Annotated in this window: 1 protein-coding gene and 1 pseudogene; one reads left to right on the top strand and one right to left on the bottom strand. The window is 70.7% G+C overall.

The genetic code is table 11. From position 1 onward, the window contains the following. Nucleotides 1-88: 88 nt before the first annotated feature. On the bottom strand, nt 89-853 hold the full coding sequence (locus HY68_RS19325) for a hypothetical protein (protein ID WP_041990545.1): 765 nt from the start codon (nt 851-853) through the stop codon (nt 89-91). Between the two features lie 83 nt (nt 854-936). Between HY68_RS19325 and HY68_RS45275 the strand changes: the two are divergent. Beyond that, nucleotides 937-1,119 (top strand): annotated as a pseudogene (locus HY68_RS45275) (adenosylcobinamide-GDP ribazoletransferase); the annotation flags it as partial.

Genomic DNA, 1,119 nt, shown 5'->3' with positions numbered 1-1,119 from the left:
CGGCTCTGGCAGCCGAACTGCCGGAGCGGCCGGAGCAGCCGGAACCGGACGCGGACCCGACCCCCTGACGCCCGCCGGGCGAGCCGGGTCAGCGCCCGGGGCCCGGCGGCAGTGCCGGTTTGTCGGGGGCTCCGCCGATCAGGTCCTGGAAGCGGCGGCTCGGGCCCGACCAGCGGATGTCGTGGCGGTACGCGCGGAGGACGGCTCTGGCTCGTCTTTTGGGGCGGTGGCGGTAGAAGCGTTTCGCCCAGGGTGAGACCGGGCGGGCCAGTCTGATCGCGCCCACCAGCGCGACGAACGGCACCAGCGTGCCGATCAGCGCCATGCGCAGCTTCCCCTTGAACGCCGTGATCAGCGCGAGGAGGAAGTCGATGACGATCGTCGCGATGACCGTGCCCCGGCCGTCCTGCTGACTGTCCGACAGGGAGTTGACGCCGAGCGGGGCGAAGCCGCCGATCACCAGGAACGCCATGGCGGCGGCCAGCACCACGACCTCGACGCTCTGGCGGCCCTGTTCCGACCAGTAGACGTCGTCCAGGTGCAGGATCAGCGCGAACTCGTCCAGTACCAGCCCGGCGCCGAAGCCGAAGATCACCGAGAACACCGCGGCCGTGACGCCATGGGTTCCGCTGCCCGCCGCGCCGAAGCCGCCGACGACGGTGAGCACCACCCCCGGCACCACGTGGTGGATGTGCATGCCGCCGGGCGATACGTTGCCGAACGGGCCCTTCCCCGCCCGGATCAGCCGGGTGATCGTCCGGGTCAGCAGGAAGCACACCACGAAGGACGCGAGGGCGAGCAGCATGGGCAGCTTGCCCGGCTCGACGATGTTCTGGTGGAACCAGTGACCCATGCAGCGCACTCCTGAATTGCCGTCAATCACCGGCTATAGCTGGTTATGCACCAATTTACCGGGTGTCAGAGGTGTCGGCGCTCTTGGCTACCCTTCGGCCGGTGACCCCCACAGACGACAGCACCCGCGCCTCGGCGGCCGACGGCATACGTTTCGCGTTCGGCACCCTCACCGTGCTGCCGGTCGCCGTGTCCCGCTGGGACCGGGCGGCGGCCCGCGCCGGGATGCTGTCCGCGCCGCTCGCCGGCCTCGTCGTGGGGCTCTGC

The sequence above is a fragment of the Streptomyces sp. AcH 505 genome (assembly GCF_000818175.1).
In the GTDB taxonomy this organism is placed as follows: Bacteria; Actinomycetota; Actinomycetes; order Streptomycetales; family Streptomycetaceae; genus Streptomyces.
This window is presented reverse-complemented; position numbering and strand designations above follow the sequence as displayed.